At 66.2% G+C, this 25,188-nt stretch carries 24 protein-coding genes and 1 pseudogene; 12 read left to right on the forward strand and 13 right to left on the reverse strand.

From position 1 onward, the window contains the following. Positions 1–914: 914 nt before the first annotated feature. Positions 915–1,655 (forward strand): hypothetical protein, encoded by a 741-nt coding sequence (locus SLUN_RS01465; protein ID WP_159100133.1) that lies wholly within the window; start codon positions 915–917, stop codon positions 1,653–1,655. Between the two features lie 122 nt (positions 1,656–1,777). On the opposite strand, the gene SLUN_RS01470 is transcribed toward SLUN_RS01465, so the two are convergent. Continuing rightward, positions 1,778–2,248 (reverse strand): GntR family transcriptional regulator, encoded by a 471-nt coding sequence (locus tag SLUN_RS01470; protein ID WP_108146808.1) that lies wholly within the window; start codon positions 2,246–2,248, stop codon positions 1,778–1,780. Next, positions 2,245–2,664, reverse strand: a complete 420-nt coding sequence (locus SLUN_RS01475) for a hypothetical protein (protein WP_108146809.1) — start codon at positions 2,662–2,664, stop codon at positions 2,245–2,247. The genes SLUN_RS01470 and SLUN_RS01475 overlap by 4 nt, the downstream gene beginning before the upstream one ends. Before the next feature lie 715 nt (positions 2,665–3,379). Here SLUN_RS01475 and SLUN_RS39205 point away from each other — a divergent pair. Then, positions 3,380–5,752 (forward strand): hypothetical protein, encoded by a 2,373-nt coding sequence (locus SLUN_RS39205; RefSeq protein WP_159100134.1) that lies wholly within the window; start codon positions 3,380–3,382, stop codon positions 5,750–5,752. Positions 5,753–6,059: 307 nt separating this feature from the next. Here SLUN_RS39205 and SLUN_RS01485 read toward each other — a convergent pair whose 3' ends face one another. The 4 genes and pseudogenes from SLUN_RS01485 to SLUN_RS42240 form a co-directional block, all read right to left on the reverse strand. Continuing rightward, complete coding sequence (locus SLUN_RS01485) at positions 6,060–7,415, reverse strand: ApeA N-terminal domain 1-containing protein (RefSeq protein ID WP_108146811.1); 1,356 nt, start codon at positions 7,413–7,415, stop codon at positions 6,060–6,062. Between the two features lie 173 nt (positions 7,416–7,588). Further along, positions 7,589–8,086, reverse strand: coding sequence for a DinB family protein (locus SLUN_RS01490; protein ID WP_108146812.1), 498 nt, complete (start codon positions 8,084–8,086; stop codon positions 7,589–7,591). Continuing rightward, positions 8,086–8,469 carry a VOC family protein gene (locus SLUN_RS01495; protein ID WP_108146813.1) on the reverse strand — a complete coding sequence of 128 codons (384 nt, stop codon included), beginning with the start codon at positions 8,467–8,469 and terminating at the stop codon, positions 8,086–8,088. The genes SLUN_RS01490 and SLUN_RS01495 overlap by 1 nt, the downstream gene beginning before the upstream one ends. A 212-nt stretch (positions 8,470–8,681) precedes the next feature. Further along, positions 8,682–9,552, reverse strand: a pseudogene (locus tag SLUN_RS42240) (ISAs1 family transposase). 50 nt (positions 9,553–9,602) lie between these two features. Between SLUN_RS42240 and SLUN_RS01505 the strand changes: the two are divergent. Then, positions 9,603–12,692, forward strand: coding sequence for a patatin-like protein (locus SLUN_RS01505; RefSeq protein WP_108146814.1), 3,090 nt, complete (start codon positions 9,603–9,605; stop codon positions 12,690–12,692). A 730-nt stretch (positions 12,693–13,422) separates the two neighbouring features. Further along, on the forward strand, positions 13,423–14,379 hold the full coding sequence (locus SLUN_RS01510; protein WP_159100135.1) for a hypothetical protein: 957 nt from the start codon (positions 13,423–13,425) through the stop codon (positions 14,377–14,379). Between the two features lie 382 nt (positions 14,380–14,761). On the opposite strand, the gene SLUN_RS01515 is transcribed toward SLUN_RS01510, so the two are convergent. Continuing rightward, positions 14,762–15,295, reverse strand: a complete 534-nt coding sequence (locus tag SLUN_RS01515) for a DUF4240 domain-containing protein (protein WP_108146816.1) — start codon at positions 15,293–15,295, stop codon at positions 14,762–14,764. Between SLUN_RS01515 and SLUN_RS01520 the strand changes: the two genes are divergently transcribed. Together SLUN_RS01520 and SLUN_RS01525 are read left to right on the forward strand one after the other, a co-directional pair. Next, complete coding sequence (locus tag SLUN_RS01520) at positions 15,294–15,611, forward strand: hypothetical protein (RefSeq protein ID WP_159100136.1); 318 nt, start codon at positions 15,294–15,296, stop codon at positions 15,609–15,611. The genes SLUN_RS01515 and SLUN_RS01520 overlap by 2 nt on opposite strands. Positions 15,612–16,103: 492 nt before the next feature. After that, entirely contained in the window at positions 16,104–16,724 is a 621-nt protein-coding gene (locus SLUN_RS01525) for a hypothetical protein (RefSeq protein WP_108146818.1), read from the forward strand. 71 nt (positions 16,725–16,795) lie between these two features. On the opposite strand, the gene SLUN_RS01530 is transcribed toward SLUN_RS01525, so the two are convergent. Together SLUN_RS01530 and SLUN_RS01535 are read right to left on the reverse strand one after the other, a co-directional pair. Then, positions 16,796–17,455, reverse strand: coding sequence for a hypothetical protein (locus SLUN_RS01530; RefSeq protein ID WP_108146819.1), 660 nt, complete (start codon positions 17,453–17,455; stop codon positions 16,796–16,798). A gap of 444 nt (positions 17,456–17,899) precedes the next feature. Next, complete coding sequence (locus tag SLUN_RS01535) at positions 17,900–18,292, reverse strand: ankyrin repeat domain-containing protein (protein WP_217503634.1); 393 nt, start codon at positions 18,290–18,292, stop codon at positions 17,900–17,902. 304 nt (positions 18,293–18,596) lie between these two features. On the opposite strand from SLUN_RS01535, the gene SLUN_RS01540 reads away from it, so the two are divergent. Then, entirely contained in the window at positions 18,597–19,199 is a 603-nt protein-coding gene (locus tag SLUN_RS01540) for a transposase (RefSeq protein ID WP_108146821.1), read from the forward strand. 118 nt (positions 19,200–19,317) lie between these two features. On the opposite strand, the gene SLUN_RS01545 is transcribed toward SLUN_RS01540, so the two are convergent. Further along, on the reverse strand, positions 19,318–20,010 hold the full coding sequence (locus SLUN_RS01545; RefSeq protein WP_108146822.1) for a DUF1173 family protein: 693 nt from the start codon (positions 20,008–20,010) through the stop codon (positions 19,318–19,320). Between the two features lie 241 nt (positions 20,011–20,251). On the opposite strand from SLUN_RS01545, the gene SLUN_RS01550 reads away from it, so the two are divergent. After that, positions 20,252–20,992: a dienelactone hydrolase family protein gene (locus SLUN_RS01550; protein ID WP_108146823.1), complete on the forward strand. Its 741-nt coding sequence runs from the start codon at positions 20,252–20,254 to the stop codon at positions 20,990–20,992. On the opposite strand, the gene SLUN_RS01555 is transcribed toward SLUN_RS01550, so the two are convergent. The 3 genes from SLUN_RS01555 to SLUN_RS42245 form a co-directional block, all read right to left on the reverse strand. Further along, positions 20,929–21,957 carry a site-specific integrase gene (locus SLUN_RS01555; RefSeq protein WP_257153620.1) on the reverse strand — a complete coding sequence of 343 codons (1,029 nt, stop codon included), beginning with the start codon at positions 21,955–21,957 and terminating at the stop codon, positions 20,929–20,931. The two genes, SLUN_RS01550 and SLUN_RS01555, sit on opposite strands and share 64 nt — an antisense overlap. A 25-nt stretch (positions 21,958–21,982) precedes the next feature. Next, positions 21,983–22,321, reverse strand: coding sequence for a hypothetical protein (locus SLUN_RS01560; protein WP_108146824.1), 339 nt, complete (start codon positions 22,319–22,321; stop codon positions 21,983–21,985). Positions 22,322–22,512: 191 nt separating this feature from the next. Beyond that, positions 22,513–22,797 carry a hypothetical protein gene (locus SLUN_RS42245; RefSeq protein ID WP_159100137.1) on the reverse strand — a complete coding sequence of 95 codons (285 nt, stop codon included), beginning with the start codon at positions 22,795–22,797 and terminating at the stop codon, positions 22,513–22,515. On the opposite strand from SLUN_RS42245, the gene SLUN_RS42250 reads away from it, so the two are divergent. The 4 genes from SLUN_RS42250 (at position 22,726) to SLUN_RS01575 (ending at position 25,164) form a co-directional block, all read left to right on the forward strand. Next, the gene (locus tag SLUN_RS42250; protein WP_371413895.1) at positions 22,726–22,989 is read left to right on the forward strand and encodes a hypothetical protein; all 264 of its coding nucleotides are present in this window, start codon (positions 22,726–22,728) and stop codon (positions 22,987–22,989) included. The two genes, SLUN_RS42245 and SLUN_RS42250, sit on opposite strands and share 72 nt — an antisense overlap. Next, a complete protein-coding gene (locus tag SLUN_RS42255) occupies positions 22,989–23,216 on the forward strand; it encodes a gas vesicle protein K (RefSeq protein WP_170146537.1) in 228 nt (75 codons plus the stop codon). Before SLUN_RS42250 ends, SLUN_RS42255 begins: the two co-directional genes overlap by 1 nt. A 248-nt stretch (positions 23,217–23,464) precedes the next feature. Next, positions 23,465–24,427: a hypothetical protein gene (locus SLUN_RS01570; protein WP_108146825.1), complete on the forward strand. Its 963-nt coding sequence runs from the start codon at positions 23,465–23,467 to the stop codon at positions 24,425–24,427. A 26-nt stretch (positions 24,428–24,453) separates the two neighbouring features. Next, complete coding sequence (locus tag SLUN_RS01575; RefSeq protein ID WP_108146826.1) at positions 24,454–25,164, forward strand: hypothetical protein; 711 nt, start codon at positions 24,454–24,456, stop codon at positions 25,162–25,164. Positions 25,165–25,188: the final 24 nt, after the last annotated feature.

The raw sequence follows: 25,188 nt of genomic DNA on the forward strand, positions 1-25,188 counted from the left end.
AGCGCCGATCTACGACCAGCTCGTCACGGAGCTCGGCGGTATTCCCTCACAGGTGCGCAGCGAGGCCGAGCGCAGCGTACGACATCTGGAACAGGTCATCCGCCCGGGCACGCCTTGGACAGGTGGACTCCCCCAGCCTGCCGGGCCGTTCACGTCGGGCCACCGGTAGCTCCGCGCCCCCTGCAGGAGCGCGCGCATCAGCAGAGCGAACCGAGTCCTACGAAGCCCGCTCTGCGCGTGCCGTCACACTGGAACCCATGAGTACCCTGAACGATCCCGATGACGTGCATGCCGGCGAGGGACCTCCGCTGCACGAGTGGGGCCCGGCGCCGGACTTGTCCTGCCTGGACCTGGCCGACCCGCTGGAAGGTGAGTGGCTGCTGTCCGACCATCCCTGGGCGCGGGCGGAGCGGACCCGGCGCCGCGGCGCCGGGTTGGAGGCTAGTCGCGCAGGGGACCCTCTGTGGGCGTCGGAGGCCGATGTGGACTCTGCCGAGCCCGACGACATTTACAGCGGCACATGCGCCGCTCCTTGGAGGCGATCCGGCAGGCCGGCGACCGCATGTACGTCTATCCGCCGGGGCTGATCGGGCCGATGAGTTCTCTCTGGCCGCCGCCGGGCTGCCCCGGGAGGATCGCGGGATGCGAAGCCGGCGGTTGGAACGAGGACGAGTAGCCGGGGCGCCCTTTGGCGGGGCGTGGGCCATGAGGTGCCGGTGAAATCTCCGATGGGGCGCGGCAGGGCCGCCCGGCGGAGGTTCCAGCCGGTGGACCAGGACCGCCCGGTGGCCGGGGTCCTTCGTTGGGTAACAGATGGGCGTCTGACATGTGAGAAGTCTGCTGCCATCGTTACATTGACGCGCAAAAGCGCTGGCGGGGAGCGCGCCCCGACCGCAGTGATCTCGGGGAGAAACGTGTCTACACTGCCGCCGCTGACAGGTGTGCCGATACCGGGCTATGCACGTCGCTGTGTTGGCCGGGTGCTTGTGCCGCTGGTGTCGGTAGGGATTTTCTCCTGGGCGCCTTTTGCCTGGACGGCGGTGCGTCAGCGTTCTTTCGCTGATGCCGTCCTTGCGGCGGTCTTCTTCGTGACGGTGATCTGCGCGATGGCTTACAGCTACAGCGGGGGGAACGGCGTTGCCATCTGGATGGTGCTGCTGACGTTGATGCTGGGCGGCAGTGTGCTGGCTGGTGTCCGTACTCCGCGCACGGAGAGTGTCCGCACCGGTGGCGTGTCAGCCGCGGTCTGGCTGGTCACCGCTCTGGCGGTGGTCTACTTCGTTGCAGCCGGGGTTTTCGGACAGAGCGAGCCATCGAACCAGGATGAGACCGCGCCGCCTGCTGTGTCGCCTGCACCTTCGCTGTCGTCCGAGTCAGGGCCCACCGCAGCGGCGACCGAGTCTGTTACTCCACCTGACGCCTCAGAGACGGAGGAAGCAGAAGAACCCGTCGCCCCGGAGACAGAGGAAGAGGCGGAGCCAGATGACAACGGCGGGACGGGCGACCAGGACTTCGACGGCCAGATGGGCATCCAGTTCGGATATGCATGCTCCCCTGTCGGCGCTCTCGGCATTGCCGGGGATGGACGTCCCGCCAAATGCTTCATGGGCAAGGACGGTCGGGCTCGGTGGGGCTATGACTCGAACCGTGGCTAGTGTCGCAGTGGGGGACTCCCGACGGCGATCTTTTGCTTCGTGTGGGAGACCGTTGGCACAGCTTCTGAAGCGCTGCGGCGGGTCCCTTCACACACTCGGCCGAGCGCTGAGGCGCCTCTGGTTCAGGCAAGGTGTGGATGAAGCCGGTCGGTGCTGCCCGCCTGCCGCAGATAGCGCAGCAGCGTGTTCTGCCGGTCCGCGATCTCTTGGATGCGGCAGGACAGTTCGGTGTACTCCTGCGTGGGCATACGGGGTGCCGGATCCCTCCTGTGCGGGTGCGTGTGGTCGGGAACGGGCCGGGCGGGAAGGGGATCCGCGACGAACGACCCCCGCCCGTGCGTTGTGTAGACGAGTCCTTCGTCGCGCAGGATCCGCACCGCGGACCGGGCGGTCATATTGGCAATCCGGTACTGATCCTGCAGGGCCCGTGAGGGCGGCAGTTGTTCGCCGGGCTTGAGGTGACCGTCGAGGATCTGTCGCCGCAGGTCGTCCGCGAGGAGTCGGTAGGGCGGGAGATGAGAGTTCTGCGGCAGGCGGCCTCGCGTGAACGCCTGGTGCGATCTGTCGCCCCGGGGCTGAGGGCTGCCGTTCACAACTGCTCCTCGTCGGCGGCGGTCTCGGCCGCGCGCCTGGGATCCCGGTTGACCTGGCTCTTCACCAGGCTGACCACCTCGTCCGTGTACGCGGTGCGCACCCCCGAGTTCGTGTAGCCGGAGGCCTGGGCGAGTTCGTGGAGGGGGTAGCGGCGGGATGCGTGGAACTCCCGGGCGTAGGCGAGGAGTCGGCGGATGCGGGCGTCGGCCGCTGTCTTCTCCGCCCGGGCCTGTTCGAGGGCCAGGATGAGCGGATCGGCTTCCATGCCGAAGCTGACGGCTTCGAGGTTGTCGGCGTAGTCCTTGCGCTGCTGCTCAACCTGTTCGCACGCGTCGTCGAAGAAGTCGTCCGGCCTCACGCTGCCCGGCGCGGGCATCGGGTTGATCACGGCGGCGAGTTCGAGAATCTGATGCATGATGCGATCATCGCAACTTCTTGCGATGATCGCAATAGCCAGGCCGCCGGCAGTGCCCGCACGCCACCACCGGTCCGGTGCCAGGTCGTTGGACACAGAAGACCAAGCAGACCGGCGTACGAAGTGGGGATCGGAACAGATGCCGGCCATTATCCGGGTGTGGACATGTTCAACGGGGCCTGAGTGAGTTGTCCACTGCGCTGGGATGGACTGAAGGAATGGCTGGTGCGAGCAGTGAACGCCTCGTTTGCCGTAACTCTGTGTGACGGAGCCCGGTCCATCCTTCGTAGTGGCGGCTGGAGACCCCTTCATCAGGTGCTGGGAGGGTCGCGGAACGCCGCGCAGGGACTGCAGGAGGGGCGTTGGCATTTCTCCCTGCAGAGCTTCCCTGGGTCCGCTCCGTCGACAACCCAGCTCTCTCGCGCGGTCCCGCACCGATCGGCAGTCGTCGACACCGTCATCGCTGCGGAGTCGACACGCTGGCTTGTGCTCCGATGAGGTGAGTTTCCCCTGCTCGGCTTCGCTAGGTGAAATCCTCACAGTTGAGGAGGCATAGATGGGTCATCGGCTGACGGCGGACGTTCGGCTGAGCGCTCAATCGAAAGCTCGGTCATCTCTCCCGTGAGGCCGGGGCCCTCCTTCTACAGAGCAGTGGCCAGCCATCGGCACGCGTGGTTGGTGCCTGCCGAGGCCCGGTATGAGGTGACAGGCAGAAATGAACGAGGCGGAGATCCGCAGGCGCATCGCCACCGGCGAGGTAGTAGATCTGCAAACGGCTGCCGATAAGGGAACGATCTCCGCTGTGGACGTACGTGCGTTCTGTACTGGTCAGATCCCTGGCCAGCAACCGGATGCCCCAGTTCATCTCCGGAATGCCTTGATCACTGAAGAGTTGGACCTGCGCGGCAGGAACATCGGCCGACAAGTAATTTTCTCCGCATGTGAGTTCAATAAGGCGGTCAACCTCACCCGTCTGCGTACCACACAAGCGATCGTCTTCGACAACACTGCGTTTTTGGCTCTCCTGGGCGAGGAGTTGATCAGCACGAGTGACCTGGTGATTCGAGACTGCAGGGTAGCAGAAGCTATCTCGCTCGGGAGATCACGAATCGGCGGCTCTCTCCAACTGACTGGCAGCACCCTGCATGACGTCGACCTCGAATCCTCACAGATTGGCGGAGATCTTAACTGTGCGGCGACAGAAATCACTGCGCATGACCTTGTATGCCTGAACGGACGGCATCTCCATGTCAGTGGCGAGATCATCTTCAGAGGCAGCATCTTCAACCGAGGTGAGGTCAATTTGCAGTGGGCGCACGCCGAGTCGCTCAGGGCAACCAGTGCGACACTGGTGAATTCCGGTGGGTGTGCGCTGCGCGCGGATGGCCTCCATGTCGCCGGGGACATCTTTCTCGATGAGGGCTTTAAGGCGACTGGAGCCGTGACCCTGGTGGGAGCCCGACTCGGAGACGAGTTGCGTTGCACAGACGCAACGTTCGACAACCGCACGCCACCGACCGAGGCCAATCTTCGAGGCCGAGCTCTGGACGTGGAGCGAATCGAGGCAAACGATATTTACCTCGATCGTGGCTTTAAAGCACATGGCGAGGTGCGTCTTGTGGGAGCCCAACTAGAAACGCAACTCAATTGTACAGGCGGGAAATTCCACAGCGAACTCGCTGACTATGCACTAAACGCTGACGACCTTGCAGTAAGAGGAGATGTCTTCCTGAACGGAACATTCTTGGCGGACGGCGAAGTGCGACTCGTCGGCGCGTCGATTGGTAGGGAACTCAACTGCACAGGAGGCCGCTTCATTCGCCCGAGCGGAATCGCTCTCAACGCTGACGGAATGACTACGGAGGGGAGCGTATTCTTAAATGAGGACATTATCGATAATGATATTTCCGGGAAAACGCGGCAGAGATTTGTGGCCATGGGACAGGTTCGGCTCGCGCGAGCGACTGTGGGCCGCCAACTTGACTGCGTCCGAGGCTTCTTCTGTACCCGGAAATCTCCGGAGGAACCTGCATTGGACCTGGCCGGAATGGTTGGCAAGGGCGATACGCTGCTTACCCGAGCCGCAGTAATTGGCGGAGTTTCCCTATCGGGAGCATCCATCGATCGCAACCTGAACTGCCAGGATGCGTTCCTCAGCTGCAACACTCCCGGCACGGCATTTCAGGCAGTCGGCATGCGTGTTGGTGGCACGTTTACATGGAAACCTCTACGTTGTGTTGGCTTGGTGGACCTTGGGTTCGCCTACGCGACCTCCTTGGATGACAACCGAGGCAGTTGGCCTGGGTTGCCAGAAGATCAGAAGAGGAGGCAAGAGAGAAAGCAGGCCAAAAAGAAGGTAAGGGAGGAAAAAAAGAGGCTCAAAGCGAGTGCTGGCAAGCGATGGCGTTGGAATGTCAGGGCAAGAGCCTGGAAGGAAGCGAGAGGAGCGGTGGTAAGGGAGTCGATGGGCGGGAAGTACGACCTGACAGGTTTCACCTACGTGAATTTGACCGAGGAGCCCTGCAAAAAACGCGTGGACTGGCTTAAATGGACAGCGCATTTCTCGCCTCTCCCCTGGCAGCAGCTCGCTTCCCACTATCGAAAAATCGGCCAGGAGGAAGATGCTAGAAGGGTTATCATCTCTTCGCATAAGGACAGTAGGATGCGAGGAGAGCTAGCGGGCCCTGCCCGGGCGTGGAATTTCTTTATCGGCGCAATGACTGGCTACGGCTACAAACTGTACAGGCCCTTCATTTGGGTGCTCGGCCTCTGGGGGGTAGGAATCCTAGTATTCTACTTCGCCCAAGATATGGGCATCATGCATGCTACTCGAACCTCGCCGGATAAAGGCCATCCCTATATCGCAGATAATTGCACTACAGACTACCCTTGCTATATTTTCTGGCTTTATCCGCTAGCGCTCCTAATGCCAGTGCTGAACTTGTGGCTCGTGAGCTATTGGCTGCCAAGCCTTGGCGTCGGATGGGGTTGGCTCTATCTCGTCATTTCCCTGGTGTACATCACTTTGGGGTGGATCCTGGGCGTCGCGCTTGTGGCGGGCGTGCGACACCTGCTGAAGACGGACTGACCGTCTCCCGTTCGAAAGACGGGTTGTGGTGGTGCTTCATATCCATTGTCCATCTCGTCGCCCAGCTACTGGCAGCGGTCTCATCGTGCTGTTAGAGCGTCTGAGAAGATCGTTAGCGGGCTGTTCTTACGAGTCGGCGCAAGACGATCTCCCGCCGCGCGTCCTTGGCCGGTCGTCCACCAGGCTTCACCGCTGGCACCAGCGGTCGCAGCTTCTCCCGGGCGCGCGACCCGCACACCCCAGCCCCCGAAAGTGCGCCACCACCCCGCTACCTGCCCGTATGCCCCGACGACGTTATAGACACCCCCTAGCGCTGCACCTGTTCGACCGCGAATCGGAACGGCTCCCGCTCCAGAACGCGACGCTCGATGTCGGTCAAAACGAGCTCTGCCAGTAGCCGTGACCGGATGACCCATCGCAGGATTTCGCTAAGCCAGTGGAGATTAACCAACTCAACAGCCTCCGCCCCCGAACCTCCGTGCGCCCTGCCGGCGCGGGCGCGGGTGACGGCGGCGGCGAAGTCTGGAACTGCAGCGAAAACTGCGTCTCCCACAGCGCCGGTCGACCGGACGAGCTCTGTGATTAGGTCTTTGAGGAGCTTGTCGTTCCTTTCGAGCTTTCTCTTCGCCCAAGCAACGGTCTCGTGGTCGAGGTCTGTGATGACCTCTTCGACGGCGCGCTTGCGCTCCGTGTAGATTCCTGTGTCGAGCTCCCGAGTGTCGAACCGCTTCTTGGCAAGGGACTCGGCGCATTGGAAGGTACAGAGGAACTTGTGCACGCTGTACATGAAAGGGGCGTAATCCGGTGCGAGTAGCAAGGCCATCTCTTCTTGCAGCTCATTCCATAGGGCGAACCATCGCTCGAGGAGAGTCCCAAGACCCATAGGCGCGGACGCGGCAGTCAGAAGAGTGGGCGCGTTCGCCCCCTTCACGGAGCGAACGGCTGAACCTGCCGCGGGTTGTACGGCAGCGAAGTACGCTTCACAGCCCCTTGTGGTTGAGCCACTCGCGCTGTCGGGCTTCAACCGGAGTCCCGTCATCCGCACAGGGCGTCCGAGCGTGAAAGTCAGAAGGTCATGGAAGGGGCGGATACGCCGGTTGATGATCTCCTGCCACCGCACGGGCTGGGCGCAGCCGACGGAGAACGCGCAACTGCGGTCGAGATGCACGCTGGCGTCGTTCCATTTGCCACAGACCCGGGCGACGAGCTGGACGTTGTCATTGTCCACCGCAGCAAATGCCAACTCAGTACGGCCCGGGCGGACAGTGATGAGATCAGGGCCGCCACCGTCTTCCCGGATGGGCGACGGGGCGAGCCAGGCATCGAGGTAGTCGAACTCGGCTTCGGCCTGGACAATCGCATTGCCCTCTGCGTGGCATCCCAGTAGGGCGAGGTCCACCCGGTAATCGGCTTCCCTCACCGCTGGGCCTATACCCAGGGCAAGGCCGTCTGCGTCGAGCAGGGATACTTGCTGCCGATCGCCGGTTCGGCCATGCACGACCGGCACTGCGAACGGTTCCCCGAATGCTGCGTCGGAAGGCTCCAAGGATCCACCACGCAGAACCAGGGTCAAGCCCCCGGAATCGAACGTGAGGGTTCCAGGGATGTCGGGAGCGTCTATCCCTGGCAGCCACCACGAGCCCTCGACGGAGAAGTACTCCATATGTAGATGCTGACCCACACGAAGCCTCTGCGCAGGTCGGCTCCGTACGCACATCCATCCCGGAGCCAGGGCGGCGTCGTTCAGTGATTCTGTCCCGCGGGCCTTGGCCCTGCTCCCCCGCGGGCCTGTTTCACACTCGCCTGCCTCGGCTCTGTGGCTAGGAGTGGCGGCGGTCAGGTGATGACGAGCCGCTGTTTTCCGTCGATGAGCTCCCGGACGGCGTCGAGGTGCCCGGCGTGGGTCGCGGTCTCGGTGATGACGTGCAGGACGACATCGCGGAGGTTGTCGTAGCGCCAGCCGTCGAAGAAGTCCGGCCACCAGGGCGTGGGCGCGTCCGGGTCGGCACCGGCGAGGATCGCGTCAGAGAGCTCGCTCTCTTTGCGGTACAAGGCGAAGATCTCCTGTGCCGACTTCTCCGGCGCAGGCTTCCAAGCGTCGTCCTCGGAGCCCAGGATCTCATCGATCGCGGCCTGCTCGCCCGCCGCGACGGCGCGGAACCAGAACTTCTCGTCGTCCAGGGCGAGATGGTGCACGAGGCCCAGGCAGGTCCAGCCGGACGGAAGCACCGGGCGCCGAAGCGCTTCGTCATCGAGGCCCTCGAGGATGCCCAGGACGTGCTTGCGCTTGCCGTTCAGGAAGCCCAACAGCGTCATCATCTCGGTGTTGGCCATTACTTGGCGATCTCCCAGACGTGGCCCGACGGGTCGGCGAAGGCGGCGGTCCGGATGCCCCAGGGCCGGTCCTGGGGACCGTTGAGGAGCTTCACACCGCGTTCCGCGAGTTTCTCGCACACTGCGTCCACGTCCTCCACCTCGATCGTGATCTGGAAGCGCACGCCGGCCTCGAGCCCCGCGACCTTCGAGGGCTCAACCAGTTCACTGGCCTGGGAAGACTTCAGCAGGTTGACCAGGGTGTTGCCGAAGTTGAAAACGACCGAGTCCGCGTCCTCGAAGACCGCCGTCAGGCCGAAGATGTCCTCGTAGAACTTCTTCGTCTCCACCAGATCTTCGATGAACAACGTGACGGGGCCGATGCCCTTGAACCAGGGTTCCACGGCTTCGCCTCTCCCTTGAACAAGATTTCGAATGATGCGGACGGCCACACCGTATACGGGGGCGGTGACAATCTGGGTCCGCCGCGGGGACGGCTCCCGATATCGCCCAATCAGTGCTACGGCAGCCCTCCGTTTCGTCTTCGACCGGGACTTATCACCGACTCCACAGTCTGACCCCAGGATCGCGTCGCTCAGGGGGATGTTCGGTTTGATCACGTGATGCCGAGGGTGGCCAGAGGTCGGGTGGCGTCCCGCGCGTGGTGCCGGAGGCCAGCGGCGATGCTGATATGTCCGGCGAGGCGGAGGGCTCCAAGGGCGAGGTTACGCAGGCCGGCCATGGCCCGGGGTGAGGTGCCGGTGCGCACGCGGGAGGCGTCCTCGGCCCACGAGGTGTCGCGCACATGGTGGATCTTGTTCTCGATGCCCCAGTGCTCGCGGACGCGGTGCGCGATCTCGGGAGCGTCGGCCTGGTCGGCCGTCAGGTCGGTGACCGCGTAGACGCGTTCCAGAGCGACCTTGCCGGTGGTGACGATGCGGCGGCGGCGCACGATCTGCACAGCTTGCACGGCGTGGGGGAAGGCGAGGCCGCGGGTGGCGGTGCAGGTCTTGACGCGGCGGATCTCGTCGCGGCCGTGGGCGGTGGCGCGGGTCTTGCCCAGCAGCGGGGGCCTGCTTGTCCTCCACCAGGAAGCGGGCGTGGGCGACTTGGGAGTGCAGCGCGTCGAAGGTGACCACGGTGTCGGTCAAGTCGAGCGGGGCAAGGAGGGGCCGAAAGACGGTGATCTCGTTGGTCTTGGAGTCCACCTCGCGCTGCGCGGTGACCAGGCCTGCGCCGGTCATCGCGGCGAGCAGGTGGACCTGGGTGCCGTCCGCGCGGCGGGCGCCGCGCACGGTCTTGCCGTCCACCGCCAGCGAGCGGCGGGGCCGCTCGGGCTTGCTCGGTGCGACTGGCGGGCTGTCGGGGTCGCGGGCGGCGAGCCAGGTGCCGATCGCGGCGTCCAGGGCGTCGCCGTCGATGCGCTGCAGAACCCGGCGCACCGTGGCCTCGGCCGGCGCGGTGGGTGAGAGACCCGAACCGCTCACGTGGCCGCGCCCCAGGTGCGACCGCCGCTGGTCAGAGATCCCATGGGAGCATGAGCAGGGACGACGCAACCGAGCAGGGCGAGAGCCCTCAAGAACGGTCCGAGCTACGGCTGGCCGCCACCTTCACTGGCGGGGTGAGCCTGGCAGTGTGGATGGGCGGCGTCGCTCGGGAGATGAACCTCCTGGCCGGGGCGGGTCGACGAGATGTGCAAGAACCCGCCGCATCCACGGACCAGCAGGTGAGGGCGAAGTACCAACAGCTTCTCGACCTCCTGCAGCTGGACGTCAGCATTGACGTACTGTCGGGCACCAGCGCGGGCGGCATCAACGCAGCGTTCCTCGGACTGGCGAACGTCCAGCGCCGCGATATTGGCGGGCTGCGCGACCTCTGGCTCGACGAGGGCTCGCTCAGGTCCCTGCTGCGCGATCCCTCCGAACAGGCCCCGCCGTCCCTGCTGCACGGTGACGGCGTCCTACTCAAAGGCCTGCGCGACGCGCTGAGGGGACTCGTGAACGGTGCTCCGGCCGCCCCGGGTGCCTCGGGCACCGCGGACGATGACCCTACGCGTGTTTTCATCACAACCACGCTCCTTGCCGGCGTGGACAGCCCGTTCAGAGACGACTACGGCACCGCAATCCGCGACACCACCCATCAGGGCCTGTTCACCTTCACCGCCCACCAGCTCGGCTCCGACGCGGTGGTGGATGCCCTCGCGCTTGCGGCCCGCAGCAGCGCGTCCTTCCCCGGCGCCTTCGAGCCGGCGTTCGTGCCGATTGGCGAGGCGGGCGTGGACGGCCATCCGGACATGTTCCCCTACGTGGGCACCGATACCCGGACCCAGTTCTGTGCGGACGGTGGGCTGCTGGCAAACCGCCCGCTGGGCCCGGCGCTGCAGGCCGTGTTCGAGCGGCCCGCGCACCAGGAGGTGCGCAGGGTTCTGGCCTACGTGGTGCCGTCCCCCGGTCTGGCAGCCCCCTCGACGGCCCCACCTCCCAGTCAGGACGACATCCCTGCCATGGGCCCCGCGCTGCTCGCGGACGTCAACGCCCTCCAGTCACAGTCCATCACCGCCGAACTGAAAGCTCTCACCGCACACAACGAACGAGCCCGCACCCGGCAGCGCGCCGAGAGCCGCCTGGCCCTTCTCGCCGGCCCGGACGGAGAGCTGGCCGCAGGGGGACTCGACGCCGAATACCGCGCCGTCTGCGCCCAGACACTGGCCGGTGCCGCCGCGAACGAGACACTGCGCCAACTTGCCTCGAACGGCAGCCTCGCGGCGGACGGCCGCCCCGTCGGCTTCGGCGCCGACCTCGACAGGCTCACCGCCGCGGCTGCCACGGCGATCACCGAGAGTCTTCCGAGTGATCTCGCTGGCGACAACCTCTTCAACGGGCTGGCCCAGTTCGGTCGGCCAGCGCTCGATGGGGCCAAGGCCACCGTGCTGAGGCTTGTACGCGGCGGCTTCGCGGCGAACCCCCAGCCTGACGCCCGCAGGTCCTTGGGAGCGTTCATCGCGCAGGTACACGACGCGATGCAGCCGGTGCACGTTGCGATGCCCGCAGACTCGGCGGCGACAAACCTGCGCGAACAGCTCAGCGAGGCGCTCGCCGCCGGCAAGACACTGCCAGCAGACGCGACGGTGCCGGCAGACGAGATCTCCCAGCTGGTGGCATCGGGCGAATGGCAGAAGGCCGTCTGCAGCCAGCTGCCCTCGGCGGACAAGCAGCTGGCCCTGGCGGCGGACGCGTGGCGAGCGCTCGCGGATGTCGTCCTGCAAGCGCGTAAACTTCTCGTGCAACTCCTGCCAGCGGACAGCGCGGCCGCCGCAGACATCACTGGAGTCCTGGTCTACCTGACCGATGCGGCCCCCGAAGCCTCGCTGTCGGACGAGACCGTCGCTCGAGTAGCCCGACGGCTGTTCGATCTACAGGCGGCGCAGCAAGTCATGTACCCGGACGAACCGGCTGCCCGGCAGGTGGTGGAGCTCGTCCAAATGAGTGCCGACACCAGGACCCTGCTCGACACGCGCAGCCTGGCCGAGGAGAAGCTCACCGGGCTCCAGCTCCACCACTTCGGCGCCTTCTACAAGAGGTCATGGCGCGCCAACGACTGGATGTGGGGGCGCCTGGACGGAGCTGGCTGGCTCGTTCACGTACTGCTGTCCCCGCGGCTGCTGGCGCGGCTCGCCAATGACCTAGGGGACTCCTTCATGGCGATCCTTGAGGAAACGCTGCGGGACATCGCGGGCCGAGAGCCCCCCGCCGGCGTGCTCACCCCCTTCCCCGACGGGAAGCCAGCAGAACTGGCCTTCCTCACAGCGGCCACCGGCAGCCCCTCAGACCTACCTGCCAGCCTCCCCGTCACCTCGCTGTGGCTGGCGAGCGGATTGCAGCGGCTCATCGCCGCGGAGGAACTGGGCTGCGTAGCGCGGCAAGCCAAGCTCGATACGAAGCTGGGGACCGCCGACACCGCCATCACCTTTCTCGCCGCGTACGAGGAAGCGACCAACGGCCCGGCGGGCAATACACCGCTTCCGCCGGACCGCGCCGCCGACCTCCTCGGCACCTGCCAGATCTCGGAGGAGACGTTTGCCGACGAGCGCGGCACCAAGTTGCTGACCCGCAGCATCGTGCAGAGCGCCGCGGTGGTCTCGAACGCCGTCGAGGACGGGACCGCGCAGTGGAAGTCGTTCCGGCCGCTGTTCGGCACGGTCAGCAGAACCCTGGTCCTCACCCATCAGGTACTCCGCCCCGAAGCCATCGGCGGCAAGCCGTTGGCCGCCGGGCTGCTCCTCATCGGCACCGGCGCGATCGCCGCCACCAGCACCTTCACGCTGATCGGCTTCCTTGGCCTCGCGGCAGTGCTGGGGGGTGTCGTCCTACTCTCGGTCACCGCCCCTTCGAAACACATCAGAACCCTTGTCGCGAGCGTGGCCGTCGCGGCGGTCGCGGTGCTCGCCTTGGCCGGATTCATCCGGCCAGCAGGGGACCATCTCTTCCCGTGGCTCGGCGACACGGTTGTGCCGTATCTGAGCGATCATGCCTGGGTGTGGACCGTAGTTGTCGTTCTCCTGCTGCTCCCGCCCGTGTGGATGCTGGCCGATTCGTTCCGGGCGGCGCGCGTGCGGCGAGATCAGTGAGCCACCGCCGTGCCGATGTCGGCCCGCCCTGTGGGCTAGGTGCAGCGTGCCGTCCATGCCGTCCATTTTGCGTGCCTCTCGGCTCAATACGAGCCGCAGGTACTCTCTGTGGTCACGGTAAGTGAGAAGAAACGGATAAGAAGTATCGGAGGACCTATGCCGTAGGTCGGTGCGGGTCCTTATCGATGCGAGTCGGTCGCGTCCCAGAATGGACAGCGGACAGAGTGAAGGACCCCCATAACGAACACAGAGACCTTCGGGCACGAACCCGTCCCCGGCGCACCCTGGTGTGCGCTCGCTGCCGTTTCCCTCTCTCCCGCTGGTCGGCCGCAGCGAACCCATCCCTGGCCTGCCGGCCAGCGCACCGGGGATCAAGGGGATACCACAAGGTTGGCATCAGCCAAGCGGAACCGAGGGCCAGTCACCCCCACGAGCAGCAGAGTCAGTTGCCGTGCTGGCTCTTCCCAGGTTCCCCGAACAGAGGTGCTCAGCCGGGTTCGGCCGTGAGGCTACCTCCTCGGAGGGAAGCGTGGGTGTGGCGGTCTCTGCGCTTCCGGGTCAGTCACGGGCTAAAGCTGGCGTTGGCAGTCGCGTCTGCCAGCCTCCGCGCCTGGATGCCCACGTCGTCCCGGCAGACCGGACAAGGTTCTCCGAATCGCGCGTGATGCATGCTGCCGTCTCTGTGTCTTGCCGTGGTGTGTGACGGGGGCGTACGCCGGGAGGATCAGGGATGACGCGTAATCGTGCACGCAAGCGGGACGTTCGGGCCGTGGCGGCGCCGGGTGAGTACGCCCGCGCCGAGCGGATGGCGAAGCAGGAGCAGCGGCGGCCGGTGCTGACGGCTGACGTGAACCGGAGGATGCTCGCCGCGTTCGCGGCCTCGGGGTGGCCGACCCATGCCGAGCGCAGGTTCGCGGAGTCGGGTTTGTGGAATTCGTGGATTGGCCCGGCGGCGGTACTGCTCGGACGTCCCGGCCACAACCACAGTGGCTGCGGGAGCGGCGACCCGGATGAGGCGGATCTGTACGAGGTCCCCACGATCGGCTTCAGTGCCCCGAGCCTGCTTGAGCCCTCGGTCTACCTGCAGGTACTGGGGACCGAGGAGCCTGTGGCGATCGTCGAGCAAGTCGAGGCGGCGCTTGCCGAGGGTCGGGCGCAGCTGGTCGCCACACTGGTGGGTGACGGCGAGTGCGCGATCTGCGGGGATGCCTACCCGAGGGGACATCTGCTGATGGCGACGGACTCGGAGGCCCTGCGGGTGTGCCCGGCGTGTGTGTTCGCCGGTGACCTGGTCAACGGGGCGTTCCCCGAGCAGCTGACGGTGGAGTTCGACGGACTCCTCTTTCAGGACCTGGCGCTTCCCGCGGGTTGGGCAGCCGTGGCGGCACTGCTGGCATGCGCCGGAGCGGCACAGTTGGGGCCAGTGGTGAACGAGGCTTGGAAGCGTGTGTTGTGGGCGCCTGGGGCGCACTGGAGCGATGCCATGCTGTGGATCTGGCTGCCTCCTGTCTCGCGCCCATGGGCGCTGGACGGGCTCGGCGCCGGCGCCTCGCTGGCCGCGGTCGTTGACGCGGTCGAGCGCGCCCACCCCGGACTCCAGGACCTGTACCGTGCCACGCTCCGCGAGTATTGGCCGAGGATGAGGAATCCGAGGAGGACGGACAGGGGGAGGCGAAGGACTATCTGATTCCAGAGTTGTGGCCGGCCGTCATCGCGTACGCAGTCGCATTCGGAACGCAGGCTGTGGAACGGCGCGCTCACCGTGCCCCGTGGCATGTCCTGGAGTCCTTCGAAGAGAGCACCCTCGCCGGCCACTTCAAACCCCTCGGCAGCGCGTTCGATGCAAGGAGGATCTGGGGGTCATCTTCAGCCTCGGCGTCGGCGTGCGCGTCGTCGCCGAGGCCCTGGGTACCTTGCGGCACGGATGGTGAGAGTCGGGCGTCCAGGTTGCGGAAGGCAGGTTGTTGAGGCTCCTTGACATCGGCTCCGACCGGAGTTCCGTGAATCGCGGGGGCCGTCCTCGATGAGCATGGCCGGGGGTGGGGCGTACCAGGTGTCTGGTTGGCCGATCACTCTGGGTAGAGCGCCGCGATCCGCGGCAGTCGGGCGGCGATTCTGCTGTGGTCGTCGAAGTCGAAGTCCCAGGCGGGATCGAGGTTGGGGTAGTTGATGGTGAAGGCGTCGCTGGGGAGTTCTGTCCCGGTTGCCCTCGCGTAGGCGTCCCAGGCGATGCTCAGTGTTTGTTCGCCTTCCAGATCGATTCCCTCGACCGCTGCCGCATGGACTGCGGGTAGGTCGGCGAGACGGTCGGTGTCTGCGATGACCTGTTCGAAGGCTGTGCGGCCTTGGGTGATCAGCCAGCCGCGGAAATAGTCGAAGCCGTCGTCGGAGCATCCGCCGTTGATGAGGTAAGCCGCAGCCCAGAGGGGGGCTTGATAGGAGGCGGCCATGAGATCCCACAGGATCTGCTGGGCGTCGAGGATCTGCTGGGGCTCCTGGGCGGCCAGCAGTACGGTGGCCTGGTTTGCGATGTCGGCATCGGATGAGTCGACGGCTTTGCCGCGAGCTTGGTCAATCAGGTTCCAGAAGTGTTCGATGTCCATGACGGCACAGCATGGCACCCGGGTCAGACAACCTGGCTCCTGCCGCTCGTACGAGGGCACAGGCTGGGTGGGGATGTTCAAGGCAACCCTGACGATGGAACAGGCCCCGGGGGTCGGAGACGAAGCCGTGCGATTCCGCGAGACCATCCCCATGGGCCCTGAACACCCCGGGGACCGCAACGAGCAGTTCACCGTGGTGCGGGCCGGGAACACCATCGTGACGTTCACGAAGCTGAACATCGGCGGCAGCGCATCCTTCCGCGCCGATCTCGTCAACCGGCAGGTCGAGCGGCTGCGGAACGCACAACGACCCTGATGCGGCGGCGCGAGGGGCTCAGTTGCTGATGGTCCAGTCGCGGAGCTGGGCGGGCGATACGAGCCACACCGAGGGCCCCTCAGCCGCCGTCGCGCACAAGCGCATACAAGCGTCCCGACCACCACTGACAACCCACGGACCATCGTGGAAGGCTCCCCGCTCCACGGGAGGCGAGGTGCCGGGCACGCGGAATCTGGCACAGTGCCAGTGCCCGCGGTACAGCGCTCTGGCCGCGGGCAACCATATTCCTCTTCTCCCGCTGCCCGGTCGGCCAATGCGGACCGGTGTCCTCACCTGCTGACGGCTCACCCTGAGCCCACCCCCCGCGGAGCCGGTCGCGGGGCGCGGATGGGGCCATACGACAGGAGGCGGCCCGGGTCGGCGCGCCACCAGGCGGGACTCGGATCATCTGCCCCGGCCAGGTGCTGACGATCACCTGGCGGGGAAGTCATGATGTGTCGACCCCCGACCTCCTTGAACGGATGGCTGCGTGTGAGCACTACCCCAACCGAACTCCCCACCGGGCGTACGCCGGGCCGTACCTGGACGGTGCGGCTGACCGGGCACGCCGACCGGACAGCCACCGTCTCCTGCTCCACAGGCGCCTGCACCATGCCACCGCGGTCGCGGGACGTCGCCGCACTGCGCCGCTTCGCCGCCCTGCACGCCGCCTCCCACGCCAAAGCCGCCCAGGTGCGGGAGAGGGCCTCCTGCCAGTGCTGGACACAGAGTTGCGCCGCACACGAGGGCATGCGCGTTCACTGTTCCGGCAGCACCGTGCTCGTTCTGCGGCACGACCCGGCCGTCGCATGCGTGTGGCACCTCGCCGAAGTGTGCGCCGCCTGCGCGAAACTCATGACCCACACCCGCGTCGTCGGCCTGCCCGCACCCACCACCCGGCCGGCCATAGCGGCACCGGAGCGGCGACTAGAGCGCAGTGAGCGGGCCGGGCAGCGCGCTCCGGCACCCGCCGCAACCGCCGCACCTGCTGCGGTGGCGGTCGGGTTCTCCTCCCCCACCCCCACCGGCGGAGACGAGGCTCCGCGACGTGCTCCAGGGCAGGCCAGGCGCGGACAGCGAAGCGGCGCTGCGCGCGGCGGTCAACGCCGCTGACACCCCGAAGGGCCCAGCGGTGACGTCGCTTCCGGGCCCTGTCGCTGGTACGTGAGTTGAACAAGGCGCGGTCAGGAGGCTGCCGCGGTGGCCGTCGCGGCAGGCTCCGACGCGGCGGGTGCCGCATCAGCTTTAGCCGTGTAGTAGACGGTCGATCCCTGCTTGATCCGGTCGACGCGGCTGCGGGCCACCAGACGCTCGGTGGTGGTGCGCACGAGGCTGTCGTTGACGTTCCGGCCGGGGTTCGCGTCGGCGAGGGCCTTCGCGATCTCGCGTGCAGTGCGCGGCTCGCTCTGACTGCTGAGGTGGGCGTGAATCAGTTCGGTCAGCGCCGGACCCTTGTCCGCACCGGTATTGGCCGCCTTCGCCCCGCCCATGGTGGCCGCGGTCTTCTTCGCGGCCACCATCGTCGTCTTGTTGGCCGCATCCTTCTTCGCGCCAGCCTTCTTCGGCGCTACTGCGTCGGCGGTCTTCTTCACTGCAGCCTTCTTCGCAACTGCAGCGGTCTTCTTCGCGGCGCGGCGGGGTGCGGGCACCGCGCCGGTGGTCTCGCCCAGGGCGGCGCTCATACTCTCCAGCAAGGCGTGATCGGTCTCCAGCGTGGCGAGTTGGGCCTGCAGAGTTTCGATCTCCGCACGAATGCGGTCCTGCTCGGCGGTGTTCTCGGCGAGGTCGGCGGCAACCTTGCCGGCGTACGCGGCCTTGAGGGTGGTGTTCTCCTGGACGGTCATGTGAGGTCTCCCTGGTGTGCGCGGGGGTGTTGGGTGGGGACTCTAGATCACCTGTCTGTGCAGGTGTCAGGGTTCGGGCAACCCATCACCCCTGCAGACACGTTATGCGTGTGTGGGCGCGGTGCCACCCGGATGTGTACAGCCCTGCCCCGGCCGATGCTCCGGCGCACGAGACAGACTCCCCCAGTCAGCTTGCAGTTGGGGTTCTTCACGGACTTCGCCACCGACGCCGGCCTCCTGCGCGAGACAGGCGCCGGCTACGAAGGATCCCGGCTCCTCGTCATCGACGAGGACGTAGGCCCGGCCCAGGCCGTCGCGCTGTCGTCTCCTGGAATCAGCAGACGTGATCCCAACCACCCGGTGCGCCATGCTCAGAGACGGCACTTTCCACGAACCGCGACCAGCCTCCGCAGCTTGACCTGGGCCGGAAGGGCCAGCCGACATCTACCGGGCAGTTTCCTCGCCGTGAGACATGTGGACCGCGACGTCGTAGTTGGCGATCTTGTCGGCCAGGCCACGCGGGCTCACTCCGTGCACGTTCCCCCGGTCAGGATCGGCTCCGGCCTCCAGCAGCACGCGAATCGTCGCGCCCTCGCCCCGGGAATTGAACACTGCCTTCGACAAGGCGGTATTGCCATGCCGATCGGCCACGTCCACCGACGCGCCCGCCGCCAGCAGCGCCTCGGCGGCCAACGGGGCCTGGGCCTGCGCGGCGAAATGCAACGGCGTCCACCCTGCCTCATCCACGGCGTCCGGATCCGCCCCTCCCGCCAACAGCATCCGCAACCCAGCAACATCGCCATCGGCCACGGCATAGTGCACCGCCGTGCGTCCCATTCGGTCCCGCCCCTGATCCCCGTGCATCATGACGCCCATCCTCGCCGGGCTTGACGAAAGAGATAGGGGCAGCCCCCCCGGCCGGGATGTAGACGTTCGGTCCAACACGTGGCACACGAGGGGCTGGCTCCGCCTTCGACCGGTGCGGTCGGCTCAGGTGCTGTTTGGTGGGCTCGGGTTGGTGACGAGGTGGTCTTGGAGTTCGCGGTGGCGGAATTAGTAGGCGGATCCGGCGATGCGCAGGATTCCGGCTTGGTAGCAGGCGTGGAGGAAGCGGCCCAGCCGCCACGGCAGCCGGTGTCGCATGCGCAAGTGGAGCGCGGCGTATCCGGCCGCCCGACGCCATGCCCGATACGGGAAAGGCATAAACGGGCGAAATCGGCGCTTGGTCGTTGACCAGAACGGCCTCCTGCTCGATCTGCTCGTCAGCCCCGCCGATGTCCAGGAACGCGCCGCCGCCCGCATCCTGCTCACTCGCCTGCAGGCAGAACATCCCGAAATCGTCCTGGTCTGGGCCGACAATGCCTACGGCGGAGACGAGTTCATCACCTGGGCCCAGAACACCTTCGGCATCACCATCAAAGTCGTCCCCCGCCCCAAGAACGCCGACGGCTGCGTCGTGCTGCCGAAGAGGTGGGTGGTGGAACGCTCGAACTCGTGGACGATGCGGGCCCGACGCAACGCGAGGGACTACGAACGCCTGATGTCCCACGCCGAAGCCCATATCCAGATCCAGTGGGCGTTCATCACCCTCATGTCCCGCCGGCTGTCCGACAGCACCGCTGCCCCGAGGCGGCCACCCTCGCGGCAGCCGCCTGAAGCCCTCACCCGTTGCCGTTCGGCTGCCCGTCCAACGACGCCCAACCGAACGGGAAACTCGATCACTACCCGCTTTGCAACGCCATGACCTGCGGAAAGATGATGTGACACAGCTTCTGAGCGGCCTCGATGGGGCGGCTACTCGACTGGAAGACCCAGATCGGACCCCGAGGGCGTCAGGAAAGTCCATGTCATTGCTGGGTGAGTCACGCGCCCCCGCCCGGACCGGGCAGGGAAAGATCCGGGAGCGGCTCGGTGACGTCCCACTCGATCAGCCCTGCCCCTCGCCGCTGGTAGATCGCCTGCTTCACACGTTTGCGCTGGTCGTAGGACTCGCGGCCCCTGATCCCGTATACCTCGACGTAGGTGTGGGGGGTGTCGGAAAGGACGAAGTCGGGGAAGACGGCGTCGGTCCCGTCGTAGCGGACCGGCTTGATGAACGCGCGGCCATGATCGGCCAAGGCGTCGCCCATGACGACCTCGTGGCTCGAGTCGGCCGGGATGTACAGGCGGTTCAGCAGCATCGCGGCCATGTCGACGACGGTCAGATTGCCCTGGGGACTGCGCTCGACCAGGAACAGGCCGACGCGGCGCGCGCCGTGCTCGGCGGCGGCCTGGGAGAAGGCAGGCCGGTAGGAGCGGTGCACCCGCTCGTCCAGAGCGGTGCTCGCGAACAGGCCGGTCCGCTGGTGGGCGAGGCCGTAGCGGACACCGTACGGCGTGGGCGTGACGCTCTTGATCTCGCCGAGGATCAGGCCGCGGCGTACCGCGTTGCCGTGCCGTCCCAGCTGCGCAGTGAAGGTGGCCAGCGCTGCCGCGTTACGGTCGCCGGAGTCTCGGTGGAACGGAGGCACCACGTACAGGGCGTCGCTGAGGCCCGCTCGGCGAGCATCCGCCATTCTCCGAACTACGGAGTGTTTCGAAGTACCGTCGGCTTTTTGGCCGGTGGGCTACTCTGTGCGGCCATGACTACCGGGACGGCGTTGAGCCACACACGGATTGGTGACCCGGTGCTCTTCTGAGCGCCGTACGGGCCGGTGCGGGCCCGCTGTTCGATCGAGGATCTTGCGCTGCTGCGCGGGCTCCACCTCCTGTCGTGTTGATCACAGGCTCGACACATCAACCACGACAGGAAAATTCATGCTCACCAAGACGTTGCAGATTCCCACCGCAGACGGCCAGGCCGACGCTTTCGCCGCCTTCCCCGACCGTGGCGAGCGGCACCCAGGGGTGCTGATGTACGCGGACGGCTTCGGCATCCGGCCCGTGCTGCGGGAGATGGCCCACGAACTGGCCGGGCACGGGTACTACGTGCTCGTTCCCAACCTCTTCTACCGGCACGGCCCGGCACCGGTGATCGAGCTTCCCGAGCACATCGGAGAAGAGGTCCGGCCCGCGGTCTTCGCCCAGCTGATGCCCTTGATCGAGGCGCACACCGCCGAACGTGTCCTCAGCGACGCTGACGCCTACCTCAGGTTCCTCACCACCCAGCCCGAGGTCGGCGCCGGACCGGTCGCGGTGACCGGCTACTGCATAGGCGGCCTCCTGGCGATGCGCACAGCCGCGGCCCACCCCGGCCAGGTGGCCGCCGTCGCTGGATTCCACGGCCCCGTGGGCGCCGACGGGCCCGACAGCCTGCACCGCCTCACCGCCGAGGTCTACCTCGGCCACGCCGAAACCGACATGACGCCCGAGGCTCTCGGCGAGCTCAACCAGGTCCTGGATGCCGCGGGTGTCGGCTACACGTCCGAGATCTACCCCGGCACCGTCCACGGCTTCACCATGTCCGACACCGACGCCTTCCACCCCGCCGCACTTCAGCGCCATTGGGACCGCCTGCTCCCCCTCCTCGGCCGCACCCTGAAACAGACGGCTCTGTAAGACGCAACCTGCTGTTCGTCCCCCTCGTGGGAGTGGCCGATGCCGCAGAATGGGCTAACAGGACGTCTGCGGGAGCCACGCCATGGGATTAGCCCGGCTGGCGGAGACTGTCCGCCGGCCGGGCTTTTGGCCGTTCGTAGTTGCAGCATTCTCCGGACTAAGAACTGGGCCGGTCCAGGGCCTCGCGGCTCAACTGGTTCGGCCCGAGATCTGATCGAATGCGGGGATGCCCAGGAATGTGGGCGTTTCGTTGCGTCGCTGTTGCCCCTCGATTTGCGCAATCTTTTCTTCTGTGACAGCGAGGCTGACGCCGAGTTGCTCCACATCACCGATCCATCCCTCGCGTTCGGCTTCAGCGATTCGATCGTTGAGGTTGTTTCTGATTTGTTCGAGTCGGGGCTTTCAGTGGGGCCGACGATGAGAACAGGGCACCGGACGCAGGCGTGTTCATGGATGCAATCCGTTCCGTATGCCCGGCCGCAATCTCCGAGCGCGAGCTTCCTGCGTTCGAAGTGGCTGAGGAATTCATCCCATTCTTCTGGGGTGACTGCACGGTATTCCTCAGTTGGTCTGGTCTGGCGGCGTCGGGCGATGAAGGCGCGGTGCGCTTCGATGGCGTCGGCGGGGTAGATCGCGGCATAGCCCATCGTGGTGTTAATGCTGTCGTGACCTGCGATGACCTGGGCGATGTGAGGGGGCAGGCCGTTGAGGACAGCGTCGGTGATGAAGACCCTTCGAAAGTCGTGAGGCTGGAAGTGCAGCGACTCTCCGCTTTTATTGACGAGCCCAGAGGCTTTAAGCGTGTCGTTCAGGGACCTGCGGATGACATTCTCCGAGATGGGCCGGTGTTCGCCGTCGATGGTCCATTGGTAGAGGATCAGAATGGCGGCGTTCCACGTCTTCTCATACTTGTCATAGATTGAGATCGAGGGAACGGTTCCATCGGGTTTACGGACCCGGCTCACTACTGCGCTGAGAGCGTCGGCGAGTTCAGCCGATGGCGAATCCGGCTGTGCTGACCAGGAGTTGGGTGGTGAGCGCGCCGCGCCAGGTCCGGCGGCTGTAGAGGAGTCCGCCGAGGATGGAGCCGGTGGAAAAGGCCGCCGGTACGAGCCCCGACAGCAAGTCTGCGTTGTGGTGCTCGGCCATGGCGACGGACCACACGGTCAGCGCGCCGACCGAAAAGCCCGCGCTGCCGAGCGTGAGGAAGAGTACGCGCAGCCCGCGATGGCGCAGGGGGCTGCAGTTGCCTCTGGCGGAGCGGGTCGCCTTCCACCTGAGGGAGGCGGGGCATGTGAGCACCACGGCGGCACCGGTGAGTCCTGCCACGGCGGTGGTGATCAGGGCGGTGCTCGGGCGCCGTCCGGGCTGACCAGGATCGCGACCAGTACGGGGCCCGCGACATACAGAAGCCCCTTGGTGCCTGTGTCGAGGGCGAGCGCCACACGGCGTTGGGCCGGATGCGAAAGAACGGTGGACCACAGGGCTCGCAGCCCTGCTTCCCTGTCAAGTGTTTCTGTTCAGCAGGGCGAGAGCGTGAGCGCGCGGAGGAGTTCGGCGCCCAGTTGGCCGCGGCCCTCGAGGGTCTGGACGTGCGCGTCGCCGAGGGGGCGCACGGCCAGTGAGCGTGACGACGCGTCCACCGGCCGGGCGGACGGACGGAGTCCGCGCCGCCCGGCCTCCGGGAGATCACCCTCGTCGATCTGCTCGACCAGCTGCTGAGCGGCGGGGTGGTGCTGACGGGGGACCTGACGCTCTCCATCGCCGATGTCGAACTCTTGCGGGTCCAGACGAGTCGCGGCCATGACCCAGGACCGGCCCGAGGACACGGCGGCCCGTCGGCCCGAGCTCGCCGACGGGAGGAGAGCGCCGAGGAGGCATCCCTCGCCTTCCGCCTGCTTCCGGCGCGCCCGGACGACCTCCCGCCGCCCAGCCGCGGCGGCCACAAGGACGTACCGGCGGTTGGAGACCGATCCCGATACCGTGGCGCGATCTGATGAAGCTCGTGATCACCCTGGTGGAGCTGCTGCGGCAGCTCATGGAGCGGCAGGCCCTGCACCGTGTGGACGAAGGGGACCTGCAGGAGGAACAGGAAGAGCGCATCGGTGCGACACTGACGATCCTCCACGACCGGATGGACGAGCTGTGCGTGCGCTACGACTTGACCATGGAGGCCCTGAACCTCGACCTCGGTCCGCTGGACACGCTCCTCGCCCGGCCGTGAGGGCAGGGCCGCAGCGCTCGCCGGCGCCGCGGTTGCGGTCACGGCTGAACGCGAGAGCATTGAGGGTGAGGACGAGAGCGCACGCGGGCAGGCCACGCAACCCGGCATTGACCCTCACCTGACACGGCCTCCGGCTCCTCGTCCCGTCTCGTCGCACGCCGTCCCTTCGGCGTGCCGCGCCCTGAGCCGGGACCACGCACGACACCCAGAGCCACGCGGACCTCCCCAGGGCGAAAAGGTGAGCGCACATGGGTCTTTGCATCACGGTCGACATCTTCTCGGGCCTTAACAACCCCTCGTGGGAAATCCGGGATCCGGACCGGACAAGGGATTGTGTCGAGTTCTTCGTGCGCCATCGCGCCGCCCTCGCCGATATCGGCAGCGGATTCACCGGACTGGGATTCCGTGGCGTGCAGGTGCATTTCACCGATGACATCGGTTGCGCGGGCTTGCCTCCGGCTTTCGAACTCGCTGGCGGCGGCGCGCAGGATCCTTACATCAGCGCGGAGTTGGCTGACCGGCTTCTGGAGACCATGCCGCCGGAGCCGCCGCCTGAAGGGGCGTACGAAGCGGTGGAGGCAGGATTCTCACACGAACTCCGGGAGATGGTCCGCGGGGAGATCCAACGGATCGTGGGGAAAACGTTCGGCGACGCACAGAGCTTCGCCGCCGCCAAGGCGCACCAGGACGACGAGCTGGCTGCCGAGGTGGACGAGCAGGTGATGACGCTGGGGCGCAGAACGGCCCCGTGCCCTTGGGACAGCGCGCCGTTCAACCCGGAGTTCTGGAACCACCCCGCGGTCCAGCCGTACAACAACTGCTACAACTACGGCGTCAACTACCGCACCGACACGATGGCGAAGCCCGGACGTAAACACGACTATGAGATCCCAGCGACCGTGACGGGCCAACAGGTGGCTCAGGGCCTGTTCAAAGACGGCCTGCGGTTGTTTGGCGTCGACTGCCAGCCTCCGGGGGGCAACCGGGTGATCCTGGCACTGGTCACCGGTGCCTTTCCCAACGGTTTCCGGGACTTTCACTTCTACCGCTACCACGCCGAAGGTCACTGGTCGCACAAGCAGGCGGCGAACATGGCCCGCCGCACCGACAACTCAGGGGTGCTGATCACCAACCCGTACCTCTGCGACCGCGGGATCTACACCGAATGGTACGGACTCTTCCAATCACACAACACGGTACTGATCAAGTAAGCATTCACCACCAGGAGCCGGACACCATGTCGAATCCCACGCAGAGCGCCCCGGGAAAGGAATCCTTTACGGAAATCCTGATCCGGTCCCATCCGGAGACCGCGCTGATCCATGACATCGCCGGGCAGTTGCGCGGCCATGTGCCGATCCGAAGCCTGGATGAACTGAAGAAGACGCTCAACGGCTCGCCACTGACCCTGGGAGAGGACCAACTCCCGCTGGAGGTGGTCGAGGCGCACCTGCCGGACGAGATATTCCCGGTCACCGATGAGTACGACCTGGCGACCAAACTCACCGCGGTGATCCGCACGGTACTCATGCAGATGGGGACTCCGGGCAGTCCGGCGACACCGGCCGACCCGGTGTGGCGCCGCTTCCTCGCCGCGAAGGGGCAGGGTTCCGGCCCGGCCACCCGCACGGGCGTCTTCGAAGGTCCGTCGATTTTGGGCTCGGAGCCACTGACAGGCGTACGGGAGGAGGTCCTCACCACGTGGGTGGTGACCCTGGAACTGAGGGACTGCCTGAGCGAGGTGCTGCTGCCGTATGCCTGGATCTTCGACGGCGTCAACACGTACCAGTTCGACGCCAACGGCCAGTTCATTGCCGTCATTTTCGGGCGCTACGAGAACTACGCGCTGGGCATCGCGCGCGAGGGGTACCTCTACCGGACCATCGTCCTGACGCAGTCGACCATGGCTGGCACGACGCAGCCCATCTGCCTCAACCCGGCGCCCTGAAGCGGCGGAACCGAAGGACGGGCA

This window comes from Streptomyces lunaelactis, from assembly GCF_003054555.1.
Taxonomy (GTDB): domain Bacteria; phylum Actinomycetota; class Actinomycetes; order Streptomycetales; family Streptomycetaceae; genus Streptomyces; species Streptomyces lunaelactis.

Excerpts from the sequence above, each read along its gene's own strand:
- SLUN_RS01540 (WP_108146821.1), top strand. The coding sequence starts at position 18,597 with ATGCGCAAGTGGAGCGCGGCGTATCCGGCCGCCCGACGCCATGCCCGA.
- SLUN_RS39205 (WP_159100134.1), top strand. The coding sequence starts at position 3,380 with ATGAACGAGGCGGAGATCCGCAGGCGCATCGCCACCGGCGAGGTAGTA.
- SLUN_RS01520 (WP_159100136.1), top strand. The coding sequence starts at position 15,294 with ATGACGGCACAGCATGGCACCCGGGTCAGACAACCTGGCTCCTGCCGC.
- SLUN_RS01490 (WP_108146812.1), bottom strand. The coding sequence starts at position 8,086 with ATGGCCAACACCGAGATGATGACGCTGTTGGGCTTCCTGAACGGCAAG.
- SLUN_RS01550 (WP_108146823.1), top strand. The coding sequence starts at position 20,252 with ATGCTCACCAAGACGTTGCAGATTCCCACCGCAGACGGCCAGGCCGAC.
- SLUN_RS42255 (WP_170146537.1), top strand. The coding sequence starts at position 22,989 with ATGAAGCTCGTGATCACCCTGGTGGAGCTGCTGCGGCAGCTCATGGAG.
- SLUN_RS01505 (WP_108146814.1), top strand. The coding sequence starts at position 9,603 with ATGAGCAGGGACGACGCAACCGAGCAGGGCGAGAGCCCTCAAGAACGG.
- SLUN_RS01530 (WP_108146819.1), bottom strand. The coding sequence starts at position 17,455 with ATGACCGTCCAGGAGAACACCACCCTCAAGGCCGCGTACGCCGGCAAG.
- SLUN_RS01515 (WP_108146816.1), bottom strand. The coding sequence starts at position 15,295 with ATGGACATCGAACACTTCTGGAACCTGATTGACCAAGCTCGCGGCAAA.
- SLUN_RS01575 (WP_108146826.1), top strand. The coding sequence starts at position 24,454 with ATGTCGAATCCCACGCAGAGCGCCCCGGGAAAGGAATCCTTTACGGAA.
- SLUN_RS01485 (WP_108146811.1), bottom strand. The coding sequence starts at position 7,415 with ATGGAGTACTTCTCCGTCGAGGGCTCGTGGTGGCTGCCAGGGATAGAC.
- SLUN_RS01510 (WP_159100135.1), top strand. The coding sequence starts at position 13,423 with ATGACGCGTAATCGTGCACGCAAGCGGGACGTTCGGGCCGTGGCGGCG.
- SLUN_RS01545 (WP_108146822.1), bottom strand. The coding sequence starts at position 20,010 with ATGGCGGATGCTCGCCGAGCGGGCCTCAGCGACGCCCTGTACGTGGTG.
- SLUN_RS01570 (WP_108146825.1), top strand. The coding sequence starts at position 23,465 with ATGGGTCTTTGCATCACGGTCGACATCTTCTCGGGCCTTAACAACCCC.
- SLUN_RS01535 (WP_217503634.1), bottom strand. The coding sequence starts at position 18,292 with ATGGGACGCACGGCGGTGCACTATGCCGTGGCCGATGGCGATGTTGCT.
- SLUN_RS42245 (WP_159100137.1), bottom strand. The coding sequence starts at position 22,797 with ATGGCCGCGACTCGTCTGGACCCGCAAGAGTTCGACATCGGCGATGGA.
- SLUN_RS01475 (WP_108146809.1), bottom strand. The coding sequence starts at position 2,664 with ATGCATCAGATTCTCGAACTCGCCGCCGTGATCAACCCGATGCCCGCG.